The sequence below is a fragment of the Thalassospira sp. MIT1004 genome (assembly GCF_001858545.1).
GTDB classification, from domain to species: Bacteria; Pseudomonadota; Alphaproteobacteria; order Rhodospirillales; family Thalassospiraceae; genus Thalassospira; species Thalassospira xiamenensis.
The window spans coordinates 20,721-38,173 of the sequence record NZ_MCAO01000014.1 but is presented as its reverse complement, the minus strand read 5'-3'; the positions used below and the strand labels follow the sequence as shown (position 1 = coordinate 38,173).

Sequence of the window (17,453 nt, the reverse complement as noted above, 5' to 3'; positions counted from 1 at the left end):
TGCCTGTATTCCTGTCCCATCGCAACACCAACTATAACTGATGTTGCACTTGTGGTGTGAGTCTCCGGAATCCAGTCCTCCGCGCCGCATCCACTTCATCCGGTCATGTCAAAAACCGTGCCCGTGGCGAGATGGATTCCGGGTCTTCGCCCGGAATGACGGATAGGGGATGAGCTTGCCCACCACGAACCTCTCCCGCCCCCACCGGTTTTATATCGCCAAACGCTACTTTAAAGGGCATTCTGGTGCCCAACTGCACCTGTGCGAAACAGAGAATGAATTCAGGGTCATGACGGAAGAAAACCAACGAGAAAAAAGATACACTTTGAGGGGCGACGCAGTGCTTGAGCTGTGGCAAAAAGGGATGGAAGCTTGGAATAGCTGGATGGAACAATTTCCGAACACGACAGTAATTTTCGACTTCGTAGATTTCTCAAACTACCGTAAAAAAAATCAAAAACTGTCTTTCGAAGGCTATCATTTCGGTGATGCAAGCTTCCTATTGTCTTGTTTCGGGGACGGTGGCGTCGACTTCTCTGGTGCCCGTTTCCACGGTGACGTAGACTTCTCTAAGGCTTACTTCGGGGACGGCAATGTAGACTTCTATGAAGCTCGTTTCTGCGGTCATGTAAACTTCTGCAAGGCTTGCTTTGCCAATGGTGATGTGGATTTCAGCAAGACCCATTTCACTGGCAAATTTTTGAATTTCGAAGCGGCCAGATTTGATAATGGCCATTTAGACTTCACGAATGCTATATTTGAAAACTGCAATGTAGTGTTTATAGAAGCGAACCTCACTAAACTAACATTTCATCCAAAGTCATTTGGATTGGGCAGTATTTCCGCCCAAGCTCTATCGGTTGAACGCCATACTCTTTTTATTATCCCTTTTTCAGACGATTCATCGATAACCCTAACAATGTACGGCGCATCGTTCGGCGGAGCGCTTTTTGTTTCGGGCAACTTTGGCATCGTCCCCGATCTTAGAGCCACCCGATGTTACCATCAGGTTGATCTCAGTGGCCTTAAGGTCAAGCTTCCACGTACTTTTGGCTGGCCCCCAAAACTCTCCCGCGTGGCAGAAGACCCAGAAGACGGGGCGCGACTACGCCGCCTCAAAGAAATCGCCGAAACCAACAAAGACCATCAGGCCGCCCTGCGCTTTTCCGCCGATGAAAACCGGGCGAAACGCTGGATCGAAACATCTTGGTTTGGCTCGGTTCTCGACATGGCGTTTAGCTTTTTCAGCGATTACGGCCAAAGCATCTTGCGGCCCGTTCTCTGGCTGCTGGCAATATTCGTCGACGGAACCAGCATTTATTTAGCATTGGCGACAGGGACGCTCGCCAACTGGCGGGCGGGATTGGAACAAGCGGCGCTCTTATCCGCCAGCAACAGCCTGCCCTTCCTGCCGCAATCGCGTGATTTACGTGAAGATGCCCTGACGGCGCTTTATGGCACCGATCCCAGCCTATGCATCGATATCCTCATGATCGCCCAAGGCGTGCTCAGTTTCATCTTCCTGTTCCTGATCGGCCTTGGCCTGCGCAACCGGTTCCGTCTGTAAGGCACGGCAAAGCAGCACGGGGCCTCACCCCGCCCGCTTCTTCGCCCCGCCATAAACCGGATGCACCGCCCTCAGGCAGTCGCAAAATTCGCGTGCCATGCGCGACAGCACGGTATTGGGGAAATGCGCCATGCACATGCCGATCTTGAAGCTGAGGAAATCGGGGCGAAGCGCCTTCATCTCCCCGCGTTCTTCCCACCGGGCGGCGAAATGGGTCGGAAGGAAGCTGACGAACCGGCCGCTTAAAATAAGGTGCGCCAGCCCCTCCATGTCATAGGCCGTCGCACTCGGCGGATGTTTGAAAAGCGACTGAAACGCGGTTGCCACCGAATAGCCGCGCCTGGCAAAGGTAAGCTCCGCCACATCTTCCATCGGCATTTTCGCGGTATCGCGTTCAAAAAGCGGGTGGCGCATGCCGCAATAAAGCCGCTGTTCCTCGTAAAACAGTTGCTGCATCTGCACCGCACTGTTCATCGGCTGGTTGGGCACAATCGCCACTTCCATCTGCCGACTAAGCAACGCATTTTCAATCTGGTTGGGCGACACGATCAGAAGGGTGACATGCACATCGGGTGCGCGTTCGTTAAACGCGGCCAGTGCCAGATCAAGCGCGCAATTGGGGTTTTCCACCACCGCATCAACAACACCAATCCGCAATTCCCCGACAAGGCTGCCACGGATCGCGCCAACCTCGGCGCGAAAGCTGTCCTCGGCGGCAAAAAGCTTGATCGCCTCGTTATAAATCTTCTGCCCATGTTCGGTTAAGGCAAAGCCGGACCGCCCGCGCCGACACAGCGAAACACCCAGCCGGGTTTCAAGGGCGGACATCTGCGCACTGATGGTCGAACGCGACAGGCCAAGCTGTTCCTGCGCGGCACTAAAGCCGTTGCTTTCGACAATGGCGCGAAAAATCCGCAATTGCCGCAGATCAACATCGCTTAACGGGGGAACAGTGGGTGCCATGATAGGTTGGAAACTTCCGACGTTTACTCTTGAAGTTCGATATTATTGGACACGTCACCCTATGGCAACGTGAATGCAATCGCGTCACGGAGAAAAAACATGCCAAGCGACACCATCCCCACCGCAAAGCCCCATACCGGCCCGGTTGTCAAAACGTTCGAGCCACCCTCGGCCATGGAAATCCCGCGTTTTGCCGGTGTGCCGACTTTCATGCGCCTGCCATTGCTGGGGCTTTCCGACACCGCCCTTGAACAGGTCGATATCGCCATTCTGGGCGTGCCATGGGATGGCGGCACCACCAACCGCCCCGGTCCGCGCCACGGCCCGCGCCAGTTGCGCGACCTGTCCACCATGATCCGCCCGCGCCATCCGGTTTCCGGGCTTAATCCCTTTGCCGTGCGCAATGTCGCCGATCTGGGCGATAGCCCGGTCAACCCGGCCGACATCATGGATACGCTTGATAAGGTCTGTGCTTTCATCGGCGCGCTCAAGGCCAGAAACATAGCCCCCCTTTCGGCGGGTGGTGATCATCTGGTATCCTATCCGATCTTAAAGGCGCTGGGGGCGGATCAGCCGCTTGGCATGGTGCATTTTGATGCCCATACCGACCTGTTTGACAGCTATTTCAACGGCTATCGCTATACCCACGGCACACCCTTCCGCCGCGCGATTGAGGACGGTTATCTTGATCCCAAACGCGTCGTTCAGATCGGCATTCGCGGCACCATGTATGATGGCGAGGATGTCGAATGGGGCCTTGCCCAAGGGGTGCGCATCATCCGCATGGAAGAAGTCGAGGATCGCGGCATTGATGCCGTGATGGCCGAGGCCCGCGAGATCGTCGGCAATCAGCCCACCTATGTCAGCTTTGACATCGACAGCATCGATCCCGCCTTTGCACCCGGCACCGGAACCCCTGAAATCGGCGGCTTCACCAGCCGGGAGGCACAGCGCATGGTGCGCGCCCTGGATGGGCTTAACCTGATCGGGGCCGATCTGGTGGAGGTTTCCCCGCCCTTTGATCCGTCGGGCGGCACCGCATGGCTTGGCATTTCGATCATGTTTGAACTGCTTTGTGTGCTGGCCACGTCACCAGCTACACGCAATCCCAACAACAAATAACGCCCATAAATGACGTCCATAAAGGGGGCCAAAGCCCCCATCCATAAAAACATCATCAGTGAACTTCACAGCGGAGACTTGAAATGAAACATCTGTTCAAAGGACTGTGCCTGTCGGCAATCGCCCTTGGTACGGTTTTGGGTGCAACCGCCCCGGCATCGGCCAATCAGGAACTTACCATCGCCCATTCCACATGGGTCGGTTATGGCCCGCTTTACATCGCACGCGACAAGGGATTCTTTGAAGAAGAAGGCCTTGATGTTGATCTGGTCGTGATGGAAGACGTCAAAACCCGTATGCCGGCCCTGGCCGCTGGCCGGATTGACGTTGCCGTCACCACCATTGATACGGTGCTGGCCTTCTATAGCCCCGAACACCCGTTATCCTATCTGTTCGCGCTTGATGATTCACGTGGCGGCGATGGCATTGTCGCGGGCAAGGACATCAAAACCATTACCGACCTCAAGGGCAAATCCATCGCCTTTACCGAAGGCTCGGTTTCGCAGTTTTTCCTGAGCGTCCTTCTGAAAGACGCCGGGATGAAGCTTTCGGATGTTAACGCGCTTAACATGTCGGCCGGCGATGCCGGTGCGGCCTTTGTCGCGCAGAAGGTCGATGCGGCGGTGACGTGGGAACCGTGGCTGACGCGCGGCAAGGATACCGATCATGGGCATGTTCTGGTCGACAGCACCAAAACCCCGGGCCTGATCACCGACATCATGGTCACCACCAATGACATGCTTGAAAAAAACCGTCCGGCAATGGAAGGCCTGTATCGGGCATGGTCCAAGGCGATTGCATGGCAGAAGGACAATGTCGAAGAAGCCGATGAAATCATGGCAAAGGGTGTTGGCGGCTGGCTTGAAGACCCGGCGGTGTTTGCCGAAACCCGTGCCGGTATCGTTTTCTATGACGATGCGATGAACAAGACCTTCATGGACCCGACCAACGAAGGCGGCATCCTGGGCACCATCAAAAATGCCAAGGCGCTTGGCGAAGAAGGCGGCCTGTTTACCATTGATGCCGAACCGGCAAGCCTGATTGCCGCTGACATCGTGAAGTAAGCCGCATTCCATCTAAATCGCCACCTAACGACGACCATAAAAGAGCAAGCACCATGTGGACCAGATCGCTGTTTTCGCCCAAGACCGAAATACCGAAATCCGCCTTTATCGGATTGTCGCTCTGTTCGGTTTCTCTTGTCCTTGGTCTCTGGTGTTTGCTCACCTATGGCGGCATCACGCCAAAGGATTTCCTTGCCGCCCCGCACGAGGTAATCGAAGCCGCGATCAAGCGCATCGGTAATCTGTCGCTGTTTCATCATATCGGGGCCAGCCTCTCGGTCATTCTCTCGGGCTTTATCCTTGCTTCCATCTTCGCCGTTCCGATCGGCATCCTGATGGGAAGCTTCCGGGCCGTTCAGGCGCTGGTCGAACCGCTGACCGGTTTCATGCGCTATATCCCGGTATCCGCCCTGATCCCGCTTCTGATCCTGTGGGTCGGAATCGGCATCGAACAGAAAATCATGGTGATTTTCCTCGGCACCTTCTTTCAGCAGCTCATCCTGATTTCCGATGTCTCGGCCCGTGTGTCCAAGGATCTGATTGACTGCGCCTATACGCTCGGTGCCAACCGCAAACAGGTGGCCCTTCGCATTCTGGTGCCGGCCTGCATGCCCGGCGTGATGGATAACCTGCGCGTCACCATGGGCTGGGCCTGGACCTATCTGGTGGTGGCCGAACTCGTCGCCGCCGATACCGGCCTTGGCTACATGATCCTGAACGCCATGCGCGGCCTGTTTACCGACGTCATCCTGCTGGGCGTGTTTACCATCGGCATCTTGGGCCTGATCACCGATTTCATCTTCAAGGTCCTGCGCAAAAAGCTCCTGCCCTGGTCTGCGGATTTCTAAGGCCATGCAAGACGGATACGCTCACATGCACCGTGACACGCCCCATCAGAAGCACAAGCAGCAACGCGCACAGCAGATGCCCCCAAAACGGCATCAGCAACCACCCGCAGCACGGCAACGCCCAAGCCTTGACCAAGAGTTATACGCTGCCCCACGCACCGCTCCAACGCCCCACGCGGTGACGGTAGCCGCGAAAATGGCAGTGGCGGGAACGGCAAAGACGAAGGCCGCGACGGCACCAACAGGACGGCACATGCACATGCCACCTTCGCAACCCAACCCGCGAACGAACCTTGGCTGTCGGTTCTACGCTGCCTCTTGCAAGCCCCGAACGACAAACCCGCCCCGGATATACGCTGCCCCGCGCATCGTTCCAACGCCCCACGCGGCCACTGCACGGGCAGGAACGGCAACACCAGCAATCCCGCAAGGTCCAAAGCTTGGCCGAACGTTCTACGCTGCCGATTGCAGGGCGAAGGCAGCACTCCTTGCCCGGCGATCCAACCCGCAACGCCCAAACCTCGGCGGCCCGTTCTACGCTGCCTCCCGCAAGACCTGCACGAAAAATCAGGCCCCAATCTACGCTGCCCCAAGCACCGCTCCAACGCCCCACGCGGCCACGGCACGGGCAGGAACGTCAGCGGCAGCAATCCCGCAAAGCCCAAAGCTTGGCCGCCAGCTCTACGCTGCCGCTTGCATGGCTGGCGCGACAACCTCTGCCCGGCGACCCAGTCCGCAAACCCCAAACCTCCGTCGGCATCCATACGCTGCCTCCTGCAAGGTCGACGCGATAGCCCCCCTTTACCCTGCCCCGTGCAACCGGGTGCCCGCTTCCCGAACATATCAAGGATAACATCATGAGCATGCTCACCCTTTCCGATATCACGGTCCGTTTCGAGCCCAAGGGAAAGCCGCCGGTTCTGGCCCTTGATGATGTGTCACTTTCGGTTGCCCATGATACGTTTTCGGTGATTGTCGGCCCGTCGGGCTGTGGCAAATCAACGCTGTTGCGACTGGTGGCGGGGCTGGAGGTCCCGACGTCGGGCACGATGGCGCTTGATGGCCAGCCGATTGCCGGGCCGTCGGCCGACCGGGGTATGGTGTTTCAAAGCTACACCCTGTTTCCGTGGCTGACCGTGCGCGAAAACATCATGTTCGGGCCGCAGCTTAAAAAACTGGCGAAATCCGAATGCGAAGACATTGCCGATGATCTGATCCGGGCGGTTCACCTGACCGGGTTTGAGGGATCATATCCCAAGGAACTTTCGGGCGGGATGCGCCAGCGTGTCGCACTGGCCCGTGCCCTTGCCAATGACCCGCGCATTCTTCTGATGGATGAACCGTTTGGCGCGCTCGATAGCCAGACCCGCCAGCTGATGCAGGAACTACTGCTTGATGTCTGGCAAAGCCGCCGCAAAACCGTGCTGTTCATCACCCATGACATTGACGAGGCGATCTTCCTGGGCGACGAGGTCCATGTCATGACCGCACGTCCCGGCAAGATCAAAAAGTCGCTCACCATCGACATTCCCCGCCCGCGCAGCATCGATGCCCTGACCTCGTCCGAATTCATGCATTACAAAAAGACCATCCTGTCGCTGATGCACGATGAATCGGTGCGGGCCGATACGCCGGAACCGGTATTGGCGTGACCCAGGCGAATACCGGGGCGGAAATGTGGCTCAGACAGCATCAACAAAAATCATATGATAAGACCTTTATAATTTCCGGTAACGGCGGTGCCTCAAAGCCCTGAACACCGCCGTTTTCCTGATGGATCGGGACCATTTGCGCGCCAAAGCGATAGTATAATTTATACTAAATTCATTATACTCATATGATACGACTTTAATAAAACCGACGCCGGAGCCCTTTTTTGTCCCTTCGGCACGGTCGGCACGGGGTCGCCGACCGGGTCGAAAAATTCGATTATTCACTAAAAATGAATAATCGTTCGGAATTTTAAATTTGTCTATTTAATCGGCCTCCTGTCAAATGGGAAAAATAACGCCGCCCGCGCCGCAAAAAAGCCCAGAGAGACATCATGACCGCGCCCGCCCCAATCGCCAAGCCGACACCCGCGCCAAAACCCGCCCCCCGCAGCTTTTCGCGCTTCAACCGTCTGCCGGTCCTGACCCCGGACCGCTCGCTTGACAGTCTCACACTCGGTTTCCTCAAAGCCCTTGAAAAAGAAGGCAAATTTGCCGGTGAAATCCATGCCGATTTCCCGTCCCGCCTGATCAATGCCACCGATAACAGCGTCTATCAGGTGATGCCGACCGCTGTCCTGCAGCCCAGAAACCGCAATGATATCAACGTTGTGATGGAACTGGCCGGGCGCGAGGAATTTAGCGAGGTCAAAATCACCCCCCGTGGTGGTGGCACCGGCACCAATGGCCAGTCTCTCAACAATACCATCACCCTTGATACATCCAAGCATCTCAATAACATACTGGGTTTTGATGCCGAAAAGGGTCTGGTTCATGTCGAACCGGGCGTGGTCCTTGATCAGCTGAATGCTTGGCTCAAACCGCACGGTTTCTTCTTCCCGCCCGCCGTATCCACCGCCAGCCGGGCGACCATCGGCGGCATGATCGGGTCCGATAGCTCCGGCAAGGGATCGCGGATTTATGGCAAAACAAGCCATTATATCAATGACATGACCACGGTTCTGATCGACGGCACCGATTTCCACACCCACGCGATGAGTGCCACGGACGCCGCCGAAATCATGGCTCGCGAGGATCGGACCGGTCGGCTTTACCGCAAAATCCATGATGAAATCATGCCGCGTCGCGATCAGATCAACGCGATTTTCCCGGAAATGAACCGCGGGCTTACGGGCTATAACCTCAAGGAAGCCGTTTCCGATCAAGGGGATATGAATTTAAGCTTCCTGATCGCCGGGGCGGAGGGCAGCCTCGGTATGGTCAAGGAAATCACGCTGCGTGTCATTCCCCTGCCAAAGCACAAGACGGTCACGGTGGTGCGCTATGACAGCTTCGACAGTGCGCTACGCCATGTCGGCACTCTTGTGCAGTTTGACCCGGTCGCGATTGAAAGCATCGATGACAAGGTCATGGAACTGGCAAAGCAGGATGAAAGCTGGCATCTGCTGGGTAAATTGCTGGGGACCGAGGATAGTACTGTGCCGACACGCGGCTTCAATGTCGTTGAATTCATTGGCGAAACCCCCGAAGACGTCGCGGCCAAACAGGCCGAACTGCGCGCCTATCTTGAGGCCAACCCGGATGCCGATTATGCCCCCATCGGCTTTGTGCAGGCAACCGACCCCACCCAAATCGCCGCCATCTGGTCAATCCGGGCGAAATCGGTGGGCCTGCTTGGCAATCTGGAGGGCAAACGCCGCGCCACCCCCTTTGTCGAAGATACCGCCGTCCCGCCGGAAAACCTTGCCGATTTTATCGCGGAATTCCGCGCTTTGCTCGATGCCGAAGGTCTTGATTACGGCATGTTTGGCCATGTCGATGTCGGCTGTCTGCATGTCCGCCCGTTGCTTGATATGTGCGACGAGCAGGACGAAGCCCGCCTGCGCCGTGTGTCGGACAGGGTCGTTGATCTGACCAGGAAATATAACGGCCTGATCTGGGGCGAACATGGCAAGGGTTTTCGCGGCGAATATTCGCCGACCTATTTCGGGCCGGAGCTTTATGATGTGCTCAAGCGCATCAAGGAAGCCTTTGATCCGGAAGGACAATTAAACCCCGGCAAGATCGCATCCCCCTATTCGAAAAACACCCCGATCACCGCGATTGACGCGGCCCCGATGCGTGGCCAGCTTGACCGCCAGATCGAAGACAGGCTGCGCGATGAATATCTCAACGCGACGCGCTGCAACGGCAACGGGGCCTGCTTTAACTGGGACCTGATGGATGCGATGTGCCCGTCCTACAAGGTCACGCGCGACCGCGTTCACTCCCCCAAGGGCCGGGCGGGACTGGTCCGTGAATGGATCCGGCAGCTTTCGGTCGGCACCGACCCGCGCAATCAGGATCTTGCCGTGATCAATGCGCGGGATTTCTCGCACGATGTTTACGATGCCATGGCCGGTTGCCTGTCGTGCAAGGCCTGTGCGGGGCAATGCCCGGTCAAGGTCGATATTCCGGAAATGAAATCACGGTTTCTGGAGGCCTATCACACCCGCTACAAACGGCCGGTGAAGGATTACGTGATCGCGCAGCTTGAAAGCATCGCCCCCCTGATGGCAAAGGCCCCGTTGCTTTTCAATGCCTTGCAGTCCATCCCGCCGCTGCCATGGATTTTCAAAAGCCTGATCGGCCTGACCGACCTGCCGAAACTCAGCCGCCAAAGCGTGCGTTCGGCCCTGCGCAAACGCGGCATTGGCCCGTTCAAACTGGCCGATCTTGAAGCATTATCAGATGCGGATCGCGCCAAATCCGTGGTGCTTTTGCAGGATTGCTTCACCAGCCACTATGACATCGACGTCTTCATCGCCCATATCGATCTTCTGCAAAAGCTTGGCTACCGCGTTTTCGTGCCGCCCTATCGCCCGAATGGCAAGGCCTTGCACGTAAAGGGCTTCCTCAAACGCTTTGACTATCAGGCCAGACAAAACGATATCGTCTATGGCCGACTGGCGAAAACCGGTGTGCCCCTGATCGGGATTGAGGCCAGCGTGACGCTGACCTATCGGCAGGAATATGCCCAGCGCCTTGGTATGGATCGCCCGGATTACCGCGTGCATCTATTCCATGAATGGCTGGCCGCCGAGATCGCGGAAAACCGCCTCGCCCTGCCCGCAAGTAGCGGAAATGAAGGGATTACGGCCCCGGCAACGCTCTTCCCGCATTGCACGGAAAAAACATCAATCCCCGATGTCGGCGTCAAATGGCAAAAGATTTTCGAAGCCTTCGGCATCAAACTCGCGACCGAGAAAACCGGATGTTGCGGCATGGCTGGCGTTTACGGCCACGAAACCCGCCATCAGGAAACATCCCGCGCCCTTTATGACCAAAGCTGGAAAAAGAAAGTCGATCAGACGGGCTTGGATAACATGCTCGTCACCGGCTATTCCTGCCGCTGTCAGGTCGCGCGCTTTGAAGGGGCGAAGCCCAAGCATCCGGTGGAGTATCTGGCGGAGTTGGTCTGAGAAACCGTACTCGCCCAGTTTGCTATAGTCGCGGATCTGGCGTGAAATCAAGTTCGGTCGCGTTTTTGACCATGCTGGAAAATAACGGGTGTTTCGGGTTCAGCAGATAATTCCGCTCCCCCGGAATCACAACGCTGGGCACGGCAAGTGCCAGACCAGCCCCCTCATCAAGCCACGCATCGCCGATTTCGGCGGTCGATGGCGGGGCCGGTTCGGCGCGCCAGTCGGGCGGGATGCGATCTTGTGGCAAGTCGGCAATTTCGGCGGCAGGAATGCGCAGTTCAAACATCGCATAGCTTGAAAGCAGCCGATAATCGTTCAGATGGACCATGATTTCAAGCATCGCAAGCGACTGCGATCCGGCCAGATAAATCGCCGATTTTCCCCGGCTGTTCCAGCGCCCGCCATAAAGCCGCGCCCCTTCGCCATCAAAGGCAGATGATTTCCATTTCTGCTTGACCAGACGATAGGCCGCAATGCCACTCATGCAAAGACGCCATGTTCCAGCCGCCCGATCAGATCAAGCACAGCATCGGTCCCCGCCGATGTCGCAATCATTTCCGCCGGACGCGCCCCGCCAAGCCCCTGAACAGGGCTCAAAAGCCAGTCGCGCGCCTGATCCCGGTCACCTTCAAACAAATCGGTGGCCGCACTCAACACTTCGGCAAAGCGATACAGCTTGTCGCTTTCATCAACCTTGAACCGGCCAAGTTTCGCCCGGCGTTGCAGGGTCGCCATCGGAATAACGACATATTTTGCCAGTTCCTTGCGATCCAACCCCGCAGCAGACGCCAGCTTGCCATAGGTCGCGTAAGGAATACCCTGCTGCAACGCTTCATGCAGCTCCGGCCCACGTGCTGGAATACCGACCGCCTTCCAGAAGGTAGCGCCGCTATCATTGGTGGCCTTGATATCCGCAACAGCAGAAGGCATCGGACCCTCCGTGAAAATCAAATGAGATACTATCTATATATCACTTGATCCCCACGAGACAAGGGAGAAGCATTTTATCGATACCTTTGTACAGTGCGCTTGCGGGCTAAAATTTTATCAAGAACCATTTCACGGAGGAGAATAAAAATGTTTGGAAAAATAGTCGATAAGTTTGGCTGTTTCTCCACCTTCTCTAAAACGCCGCTGCTCTTCGAAATCTATCGATGGCGTCATATGTATGAATTGGTTTTCCGAATATAGAGACATTATAGCTTCTGGATCACCACAAGAGGAACGTATACCTGCTAAAGTGTTCGCTGCATCTATAGCTGAGCCAATCATCACGTCTGCTAATTGAACAGCTGGGCTTGTCCTAGAGTCAACCTGGACAACTTCAGAAAGTTTCAAAGGAAACTGAACATTGGCAATTTCAGTTTGATAAAACTCTACTTTCTTGTCGTGATCGATAAAGCGTTGAAGTAAATCATGGTATTTCAGCAGATTATTGGATTGGTCATGCTCCACCCGATAGGGTCCATCGGACATAACTTCCATTCTACTAATGAGCGATTGCAACACTACAAGAGCAGCATCAGTATCAACGCCGGGCGTCGCGATAGCAGCTAAGCATTCTGGTGCCTCATACTGTGCCAAAGGTCCCATAGCCTCCGGAAACTCCCACCAGTTCGTCGCCTTGGCAGCCACGACAAGAGTTTTCAGAGCTGATGGTGTTTTCTCCTTAACTGCATGCTGGAACGACGCAAGTAGCTTGTAGAAAGCCTCTTTTCCTAAGAGAGTCGGCCCTATTACGGACAAAAGCGACGCCATCGCATAGTTCTGTCCATTCTTATAAAAATCAAAACCTCGCTCGTAGTAAAATGGTTCGACCGCATAATCTAGGAAAAAGAGCAATAATAAATATCTCTTGTCACATACGTAGGTGACGCATTTATAATTTCTCAGCAAATCACGTTGCAAACCAAGCATTCGTTCATGATTACTAACTCGGCGAGATAGTGTTCGATATTTTAGCTCTGGCGCTTGCAGCCTTGGAAAGTACTCTTTAATAAGTCGGTTCGCTTCCTCATTAGTTATTGCTATGGCAGTAGCACCTTGAAAACGTTGGTCTTCATTGAAAAGATCGAACCCCGTATATCCGCTCTCATCAATTCTAAAGCATTCCACTGCTTCCTCCTTAACCACTAAACAAATTATGATCCTTTGATCCCAACCGTACTACAATCAGACACTACAACGTTTACTAAAACGCTCTCTCCTTAGTGATTGGAATGACGAAACATGACCGCTCCCGTTGCTAGCTATTTGGCAACCCGCAATCGGTAAAGCACCGCACTCATAAAAACGGCAGCAAATTCCGGATATGATCTCCAAACGCACTAATTGCAGGGCTACGCGCAGTGCTTGACGTCACAACCTGCAAACCCAATTGCGGCAAGGCGGGCATTGGGGATTTGAGGATGTAAAGGTCCGCCGGGACGGCTTTTTGCATCATCACGCTGATCGCAAGGCCAGAGCGTGCCACCGCGATCAGGCCGGTCAGGCTGTTGCTGGCATAGGATATTTTATAGCGCATCCCCGCCTCATCCATCGCATCGCAGGCCGCCTTGTGATCCATGGCGTTCGAAGCCGGCATCGCAAGCGGGATGGCGCCATCGGGGAAATCGTGGAGTTCCAACGTCGGTTTGCTTCCGACCCACGCGAGCTGTTCGGTACGCACGATCTTGTGCCGGTCATGGATTTCCGGGGTCGAGGTGATGGCCATATCGATCTGGCTGGCATGCAGCAGGCGGGTCAATTCCGGACTTGGGGCCGATACCACCTTGATCTCGACATCCGGGTGGATGGTGCCAAAGCTTTTAAGCAAAGCCGGGAAAAACGTGATCAGGTAATCCTCCGGGCAGCCAAACACCATCGAGCCATGCAAACCCTTGTCGGAAAAGGCCGAAACCGCCTCGTCATGCAGGCGCAAAATCCGTTCGGCATAGCCCAGAAACCGCTCCCCCGCCCCGGTCAGGCTGACGCCGCTGCCGCTTCGGTGAAACAGGCTTTGGCCCAGCATTTCTTCAAGACGCTGGATCTGCATCGTCACGGTTGATTGCGTGCGGCCCACCTGAATGGCCGTGGCACTGAGCGTGCCGGAATGAGCGGCCCGCACAAAGGTCGCAAGGAGTTTGAGATCAAGCAGGGTTTGCATGGCCGCACCAGCACCATATCAATTTTTCCAATACCAGAATGCCATAACTATCAATTTTACGGGTTGCCTGCCAGCAGATACCATCAGGATCAGCCAAAGACACATGCTTGCAGGGAGCCCACCATGTCACGCAACGCCGATCCGAAATTCTGGGACGCCGCCCAAAAACACCTGATCCGCTATGGCGGCACGTTTGAACCCGCCATCATCGAACGCGCCAAAGGATCCTTCGTTTATGATGCCGATGATCGCCCCATACTGGATTTCACATCCGGGCAGATGAGCGCCCTTTTGGGTCACGGACACCCGAAAATCGTCGAAACCGTGCAAAGCCAGGTCGAAAAAGTCGCCCATCTGTTTAGCGGCATGCTGTCCCGCCCGGTGGTGACATTGGCCGAACGTCTGGCGGAACTGGCACCGGGGCTGGATCGGGTTTTGTTGCTCTCCACCGGGGCAGAGTCCAACGAGGCCGCGATCCGCATGGCAAAGCTTGTCACCGGCAAGCATGAAATCGTCGCCTTTTCCAAAAGCTGGCACGGGATGACCGGCGTTGCCGCATCGGCAACCTATAGTGCCGGGCGCAAGGGATATGGCCCGGCGGCCGTCGGATCATTCGCCATTCCCGCCCCCAATGCCTTTCGCCCGCGCTTCAAACATGCCGACGGGTCGCTTGACTGGCAGACGGAGCTTGATGATGCGTTTAATCTGGTCGATAGCCAGTCGACCGGCAATCTTGCCGCCTTTATTGCCGAACCGATCCTGTCATCGGGCGGCATGTTGCCGCTGCCCAAGGGATATCTGGCCGCGCTTAAACAGAAATGCGTTGAACGCGGCATGTTGCTGATCCTGGACGAGGCCCAGACGGGCGTGGGCCGCACCGGCGATATGTTCGCCTTTGAACGCGATGGCGTGACACCCGATATCATGACCCTGTCCAAAACCATCGGTGCTGGCCTGCCACTGGCGGCTGTCATGACCACGGCTGAAATCGAGGATGCCGCCCATGAAAAGGGCTTCCTGTTTTACACCACCCATGTGTCCGATCCCCTGCCCGCCGCGGTCGGTGTGACCGTGCTTGACGTAGTACGCGACGAGAAACTTGTCGACCGCGCCCGGACATCGGGTCAGAAGCTGTTTGATGGATTATCAAGGCTCAAAGACCGGTATGATTGCGTCGGCGATGTGCGCGGGCGGGGGCTTATGCTGGGTGTGGAGATCGTCAAACGTGGCGCGGATGGCCAGTTCCGGGAACCCGATCATGATCTGGGGGCCGCGATTGCGACCGAGGCGTTCAAAAACGGGCTTAGCATGAATATCGTCAAGCTGCCCGGCATGGGCGGTGTGTTCCGCATTGCCCCGCCGCTGACGATTAGCGACGCGGAGCTCGACCTTGGCCTGTCGATCATCGCCAAATCGATTGAAGGCGCATTGTCGGGCCGCTAATCGCCCCCTCCTCACCCCGCCAAAAAAGACAAAAGCCCGGCTAATCGCTTAACCAGCCGGGCTTTTATCGTATCGGATATCGTCGGACCTAGCGCGTCAGGACTTCGGCGGCTTCGCGGGTGCGTTTGACCGATCCGCCAACCCCGCTTGAAATCGTGCGGATTTCGTCAAGCCGCCGGACAAGCTCATCGACCGATACGGCCATTGTCTGCATGTTTTGCGACACGCTTTCGGTCACTGCACTCTGTTCTTCGACCGAGGACGAAATATTGGTCACACTATCGCGCGCCGTTTCGATGGAACCACGAATGGTTTCAAGCGAGCTGACAACCTCGTTTGAAATTTCCTGCACACCGCTGATTTCGGCTGAAATCTGATCGGTGGCCTTGGCCGCCTGATTGGCAAGGTTTTTGACCTCGTTGGCGACCACGGCAAAGCCTTTGCCAGCCTCGCCCGCACGTGCCGATTCAATGGTTGCGTTAAGCGCCAGCAGGTTGATCTGCCCGGCAATGCCCTGAATGACTTCAACAATGCCGGTCATCGCGGCAACCACATCGGCCATTTTCTGGGTCGACTGGTTGGCGTTGACGGTTTGCGAGAACGCACGTTCGGTTTCATCGCGGCTTTGCGCCATGCTGCGCGAGATTTCCGCGATCGAGGCGGACAGTTCCTCCGCACTGGCGGCAACGGTCTGGACCGAGTTGGAGCTTTGCGCCGCGGCGGATGTGCCGCTCAGGGCGGCCTCGTCAAGACTTGCGATATTGCTGTCAATTTCGGTGAAATTGTTGTCAATCATCGCTTTCAGGTCGATCAGAAGCTGCACCTGCTCGGTAATATCGGTAGCGAGCTTGATCACCCGCTCAGGTTTGCCATTCTGATCAAAAATCGGATTATAGGTCGCCTCAAGCCAGACTTCCCTGCCGCCTTTTGCAATCCGCTTGAACTGTGCGGCCTGCACATCACCCCGGCGCAGGCTGGCCCAAAAATCCTTGTACTCGGTTGATTGGGCATAGCCCGGGGCGACAAACATGCTGTGATGCTTGCCGACAACCTCCCCTTCGGAATAGCCCATGGTTTTCAGGAAGTTGGCGTTGGCCTTAAGGATTTTGCCCGTCAGATCAAATTCGATCATCGCCTGGGATCGGTCAATCGCGGTCAGAACGCCCTCGTTAAGCGCACGTTCTTTGCGTCGTGCGGTGATATCGGTCGCAAACTTGATGACCTTTACCGGCTTTCCTGCGGCATTCAGGATCGGGTTATAGGTCGCTTCAAGCCAGACTATATCCCCGTCCTTGCACACACGCTGGAATGCATCGGCTACGAATTTTCCATCCGAAAGGGTTTTCCAGAATTGCTTGTATTCCGGGCTTTTTGCGTAATCGGCTGTGACGAAAATCGCATGCTGCTTGCCGACGATATCGCCAAGCTCATAGCCCATCGTCGAAAGGAAATTGGCATTGGCCGTCAGGATTTTGCCATCCAGCGAAAATTCGATCACCGCCATCGATCTGCCAAGGGCCTCATAGATCTGCTGTCCTTGTGAAGATCCATTGTTCCCGAAAATATTGAAAGCCATTCCACCTATCCCCTTTTCACCCGATTACGACTGCGCAAGGGAAAAACACCTATACCACGCAACCAAACCTATCCTAAAGTATGTATTTAATGCTATATTTCAAGAGGAAAAATTTACGGAAGTGCGGTATGTCACATTATTTCAACCAAAACTTTTGGATAAGCCATTATGCCATTACGCATAATAGTCTGATCCCCTCTATTGACACCCAACGCGATATACCGGTTCAATCAAGCGTTTCCGCAGCCAAGTGAAAGGCCCCGCCATGATCCGTCATATCGTCCTGATCAAATTCAAACCCGGTATTGACGAGGCGGCGATCACCAGCCTGTTTGATGCACTGGCAGAACTTGGCAACCAGATCGCAGGGATGCGCGGATTTGATGGCGGCGTATCGGTCAGCCCGGAAAAACTCGAACAGGGTTTCACGAACGGTTTCTGCATCGATTTTGACGATGCCAGGGCGCGCGATGCCTATCTTGCGCATCCGACACATCAGGCGCTGGGTGCCGAGCTGGTCAAAGCCGCCGATGGCGAGATTTCCGGGCTGATTGTATTTGATCTGAAGATGTAAGAATCAGGCTTAGCCGT

14 protein-coding genes are annotated in these 17,453 nt (G+C 55.6%); 8 read left to right on the top strand and 6 right to left on the bottom strand.

Annotated features, from left to right (window positions below; all coding sequences use genetic code 11):
* The first annotated feature begins 169 nt into the window (after positions 1 to 169).
* Positions 170 to 1,567: a pentapeptide repeat-containing protein gene (locus BC440_RS07910; protein WP_071239752.1), complete on the top strand. Its 1,398-nt coding sequence runs from the start codon at positions 170 to 172 to the stop codon at positions 1,565 to 1,567.
* 24 nt (positions 1,568 to 1,591) lie between these two features.
* Here BC440_RS07910 and BC440_RS07905 read toward each other — a convergent pair whose 3' ends face one another.
* Positions 1,592 to 2,530 carry a LysR family transcriptional regulator gene (locus BC440_RS07905; protein ID WP_071239751.1) on the bottom strand — a complete coding sequence of 313 codons (939 nt, stop codon included), beginning with the start codon at positions 2,528 to 2,530 and terminating at the stop codon, positions 1,592 to 1,594.
* A 99-nt stretch (positions 2,531 to 2,629) separates the two neighbouring features.
* Between BC440_RS07905 and speB the strand changes: the two genes are divergently transcribed.
* The 5 genes from speB (at position 2,630) to BC440_RS07880 (ending at position 10,695) form a co-directional block, all read left to right on the top strand.
* On the top strand, positions 2,630 to 3,652 hold the full coding sequence (gene speB, locus BC440_RS07900; protein ID WP_071239750.1) for an agmatinase: 1,023 nt from the start codon (positions 2,630 to 2,632) through the stop codon (positions 3,650 to 3,652).
* 83 nt (positions 3,653 to 3,735) lie between these two features.
* Complete coding sequence (locus BC440_RS07895) at positions 3,736 to 4,716, top strand: ABC transporter substrate-binding protein (RefSeq protein WP_071239749.1); 981 nt, start codon at positions 3,736 to 3,738, stop codon at positions 4,714 to 4,716.
* Between the two features lie 53 nt (positions 4,717 to 4,769).
* A complete protein-coding gene (locus BC440_RS07890) occupies positions 4,770 to 5,564 on the top strand; it encodes an ABC transporter permease (RefSeq protein ID WP_037987857.1) in 795 nt (264 codons plus the stop codon).
* A gap of 857 nt (positions 5,565 to 6,421) precedes the next feature.
* Positions 6,422 to 7,216 (top strand): ABC transporter ATP-binding protein, encoded by a 795-nt coding sequence (locus BC440_RS07885; protein WP_071239748.1) that lies wholly within the window; start codon positions 6,422 to 6,424, stop codon positions 7,214 to 7,216.
* A 392-nt stretch (positions 7,217 to 7,608) separates the two neighbouring features.
* Entirely contained in the window at positions 7,609 to 10,695 is a 3,087-nt protein-coding gene (locus tag BC440_RS07880) for an FAD-binding and (Fe-S)-binding domain-containing protein (RefSeq protein WP_083379307.1), read from the top strand.
* A 22-nt stretch (positions 10,696 to 10,717) separates the two neighbouring features.
* Here the strand turns inward: BC440_RS07880 and BC440_RS07875 are convergent, their stop codons facing one another.
* The 4 genes from BC440_RS07875 to BC440_RS07860 all read right to left on the bottom strand — a co-directional run bounded on the left by BC440_RS07875 (position 10,718) and on the right by BC440_RS07860 (position 13,843).
* Positions 10,718 to 11,182 carry an RES family NAD+ phosphorylase gene (locus BC440_RS07875; protein ID WP_071239747.1) on the bottom strand — a complete coding sequence of 155 codons (465 nt, stop codon included), beginning with the start codon at positions 11,180 to 11,182 and terminating at the stop codon, positions 10,718 to 10,720.
* Positions 11,179 to 11,628, bottom strand: coding sequence for an antitoxin Xre/MbcA/ParS toxin-binding domain-containing protein (locus BC440_RS07870; RefSeq protein ID WP_071239746.1), 450 nt, complete (start codon positions 11,626 to 11,628; stop codon positions 11,179 to 11,181). The genes BC440_RS07875 and BC440_RS07870 overlap by 4 nt, the downstream gene beginning before the upstream one ends.
* A gap of 129 nt (positions 11,629 to 11,757) precedes the next feature.
* Complete coding sequence (locus BC440_RS07865) at positions 11,758 to 12,831, bottom strand: DUF3800 domain-containing protein (RefSeq protein ID WP_247643538.1); 1,074 nt, start codon at positions 12,829 to 12,831, stop codon at positions 11,758 to 11,760.
* A 151-nt stretch (positions 12,832 to 12,982) separates the two neighbouring features.
* Positions 12,983 to 13,843: a LysR family transcriptional regulator gene (locus BC440_RS07860; RefSeq protein ID WP_071239745.1), complete on the bottom strand. Its 861-nt coding sequence runs from the start codon at positions 13,841 to 13,843 to the stop codon at positions 12,983 to 12,985.
* Positions 13,844 to 13,966: 123 nt separating this feature from the next.
* On the opposite strand from BC440_RS07860, the gene BC440_RS07855 reads away from it, so the two are divergent.
* Complete coding sequence (locus BC440_RS07855; RefSeq protein ID WP_071239744.1) at positions 13,967 to 15,286, top strand: aspartate aminotransferase family protein; 1,320 nt, start codon at positions 13,967 to 13,969, stop codon at positions 15,284 to 15,286.
* Between the two features lie 88 nt (positions 15,287 to 15,374).
* On the opposite strand, the gene BC440_RS07850 is transcribed toward BC440_RS07855, so the two are convergent.
* The gene (locus BC440_RS07850; RefSeq protein WP_071239743.1) at positions 15,375 to 16,862 is read right to left on the bottom strand and encodes a PAS domain-containing methyl-accepting chemotaxis protein; all 1,488 of its coding nucleotides are present in this window, start codon (positions 16,860 to 16,862) and stop codon (positions 15,375 to 15,377) included.
* A 265-nt stretch (positions 16,863 to 17,127) separates the two neighbouring features.
* On the opposite strand from BC440_RS07850, the gene BC440_RS07845 reads away from it, so the two are divergent.
* A complete protein-coding gene (locus BC440_RS07845) occupies positions 17,128 to 17,436 on the top strand; it encodes a Dabb family protein (RefSeq protein ID WP_037987870.1) in 309 nt (102 codons plus the stop codon).
* The last annotated feature ends 17 nt before the right edge of the window (positions 17,437 to 17,453 follow it).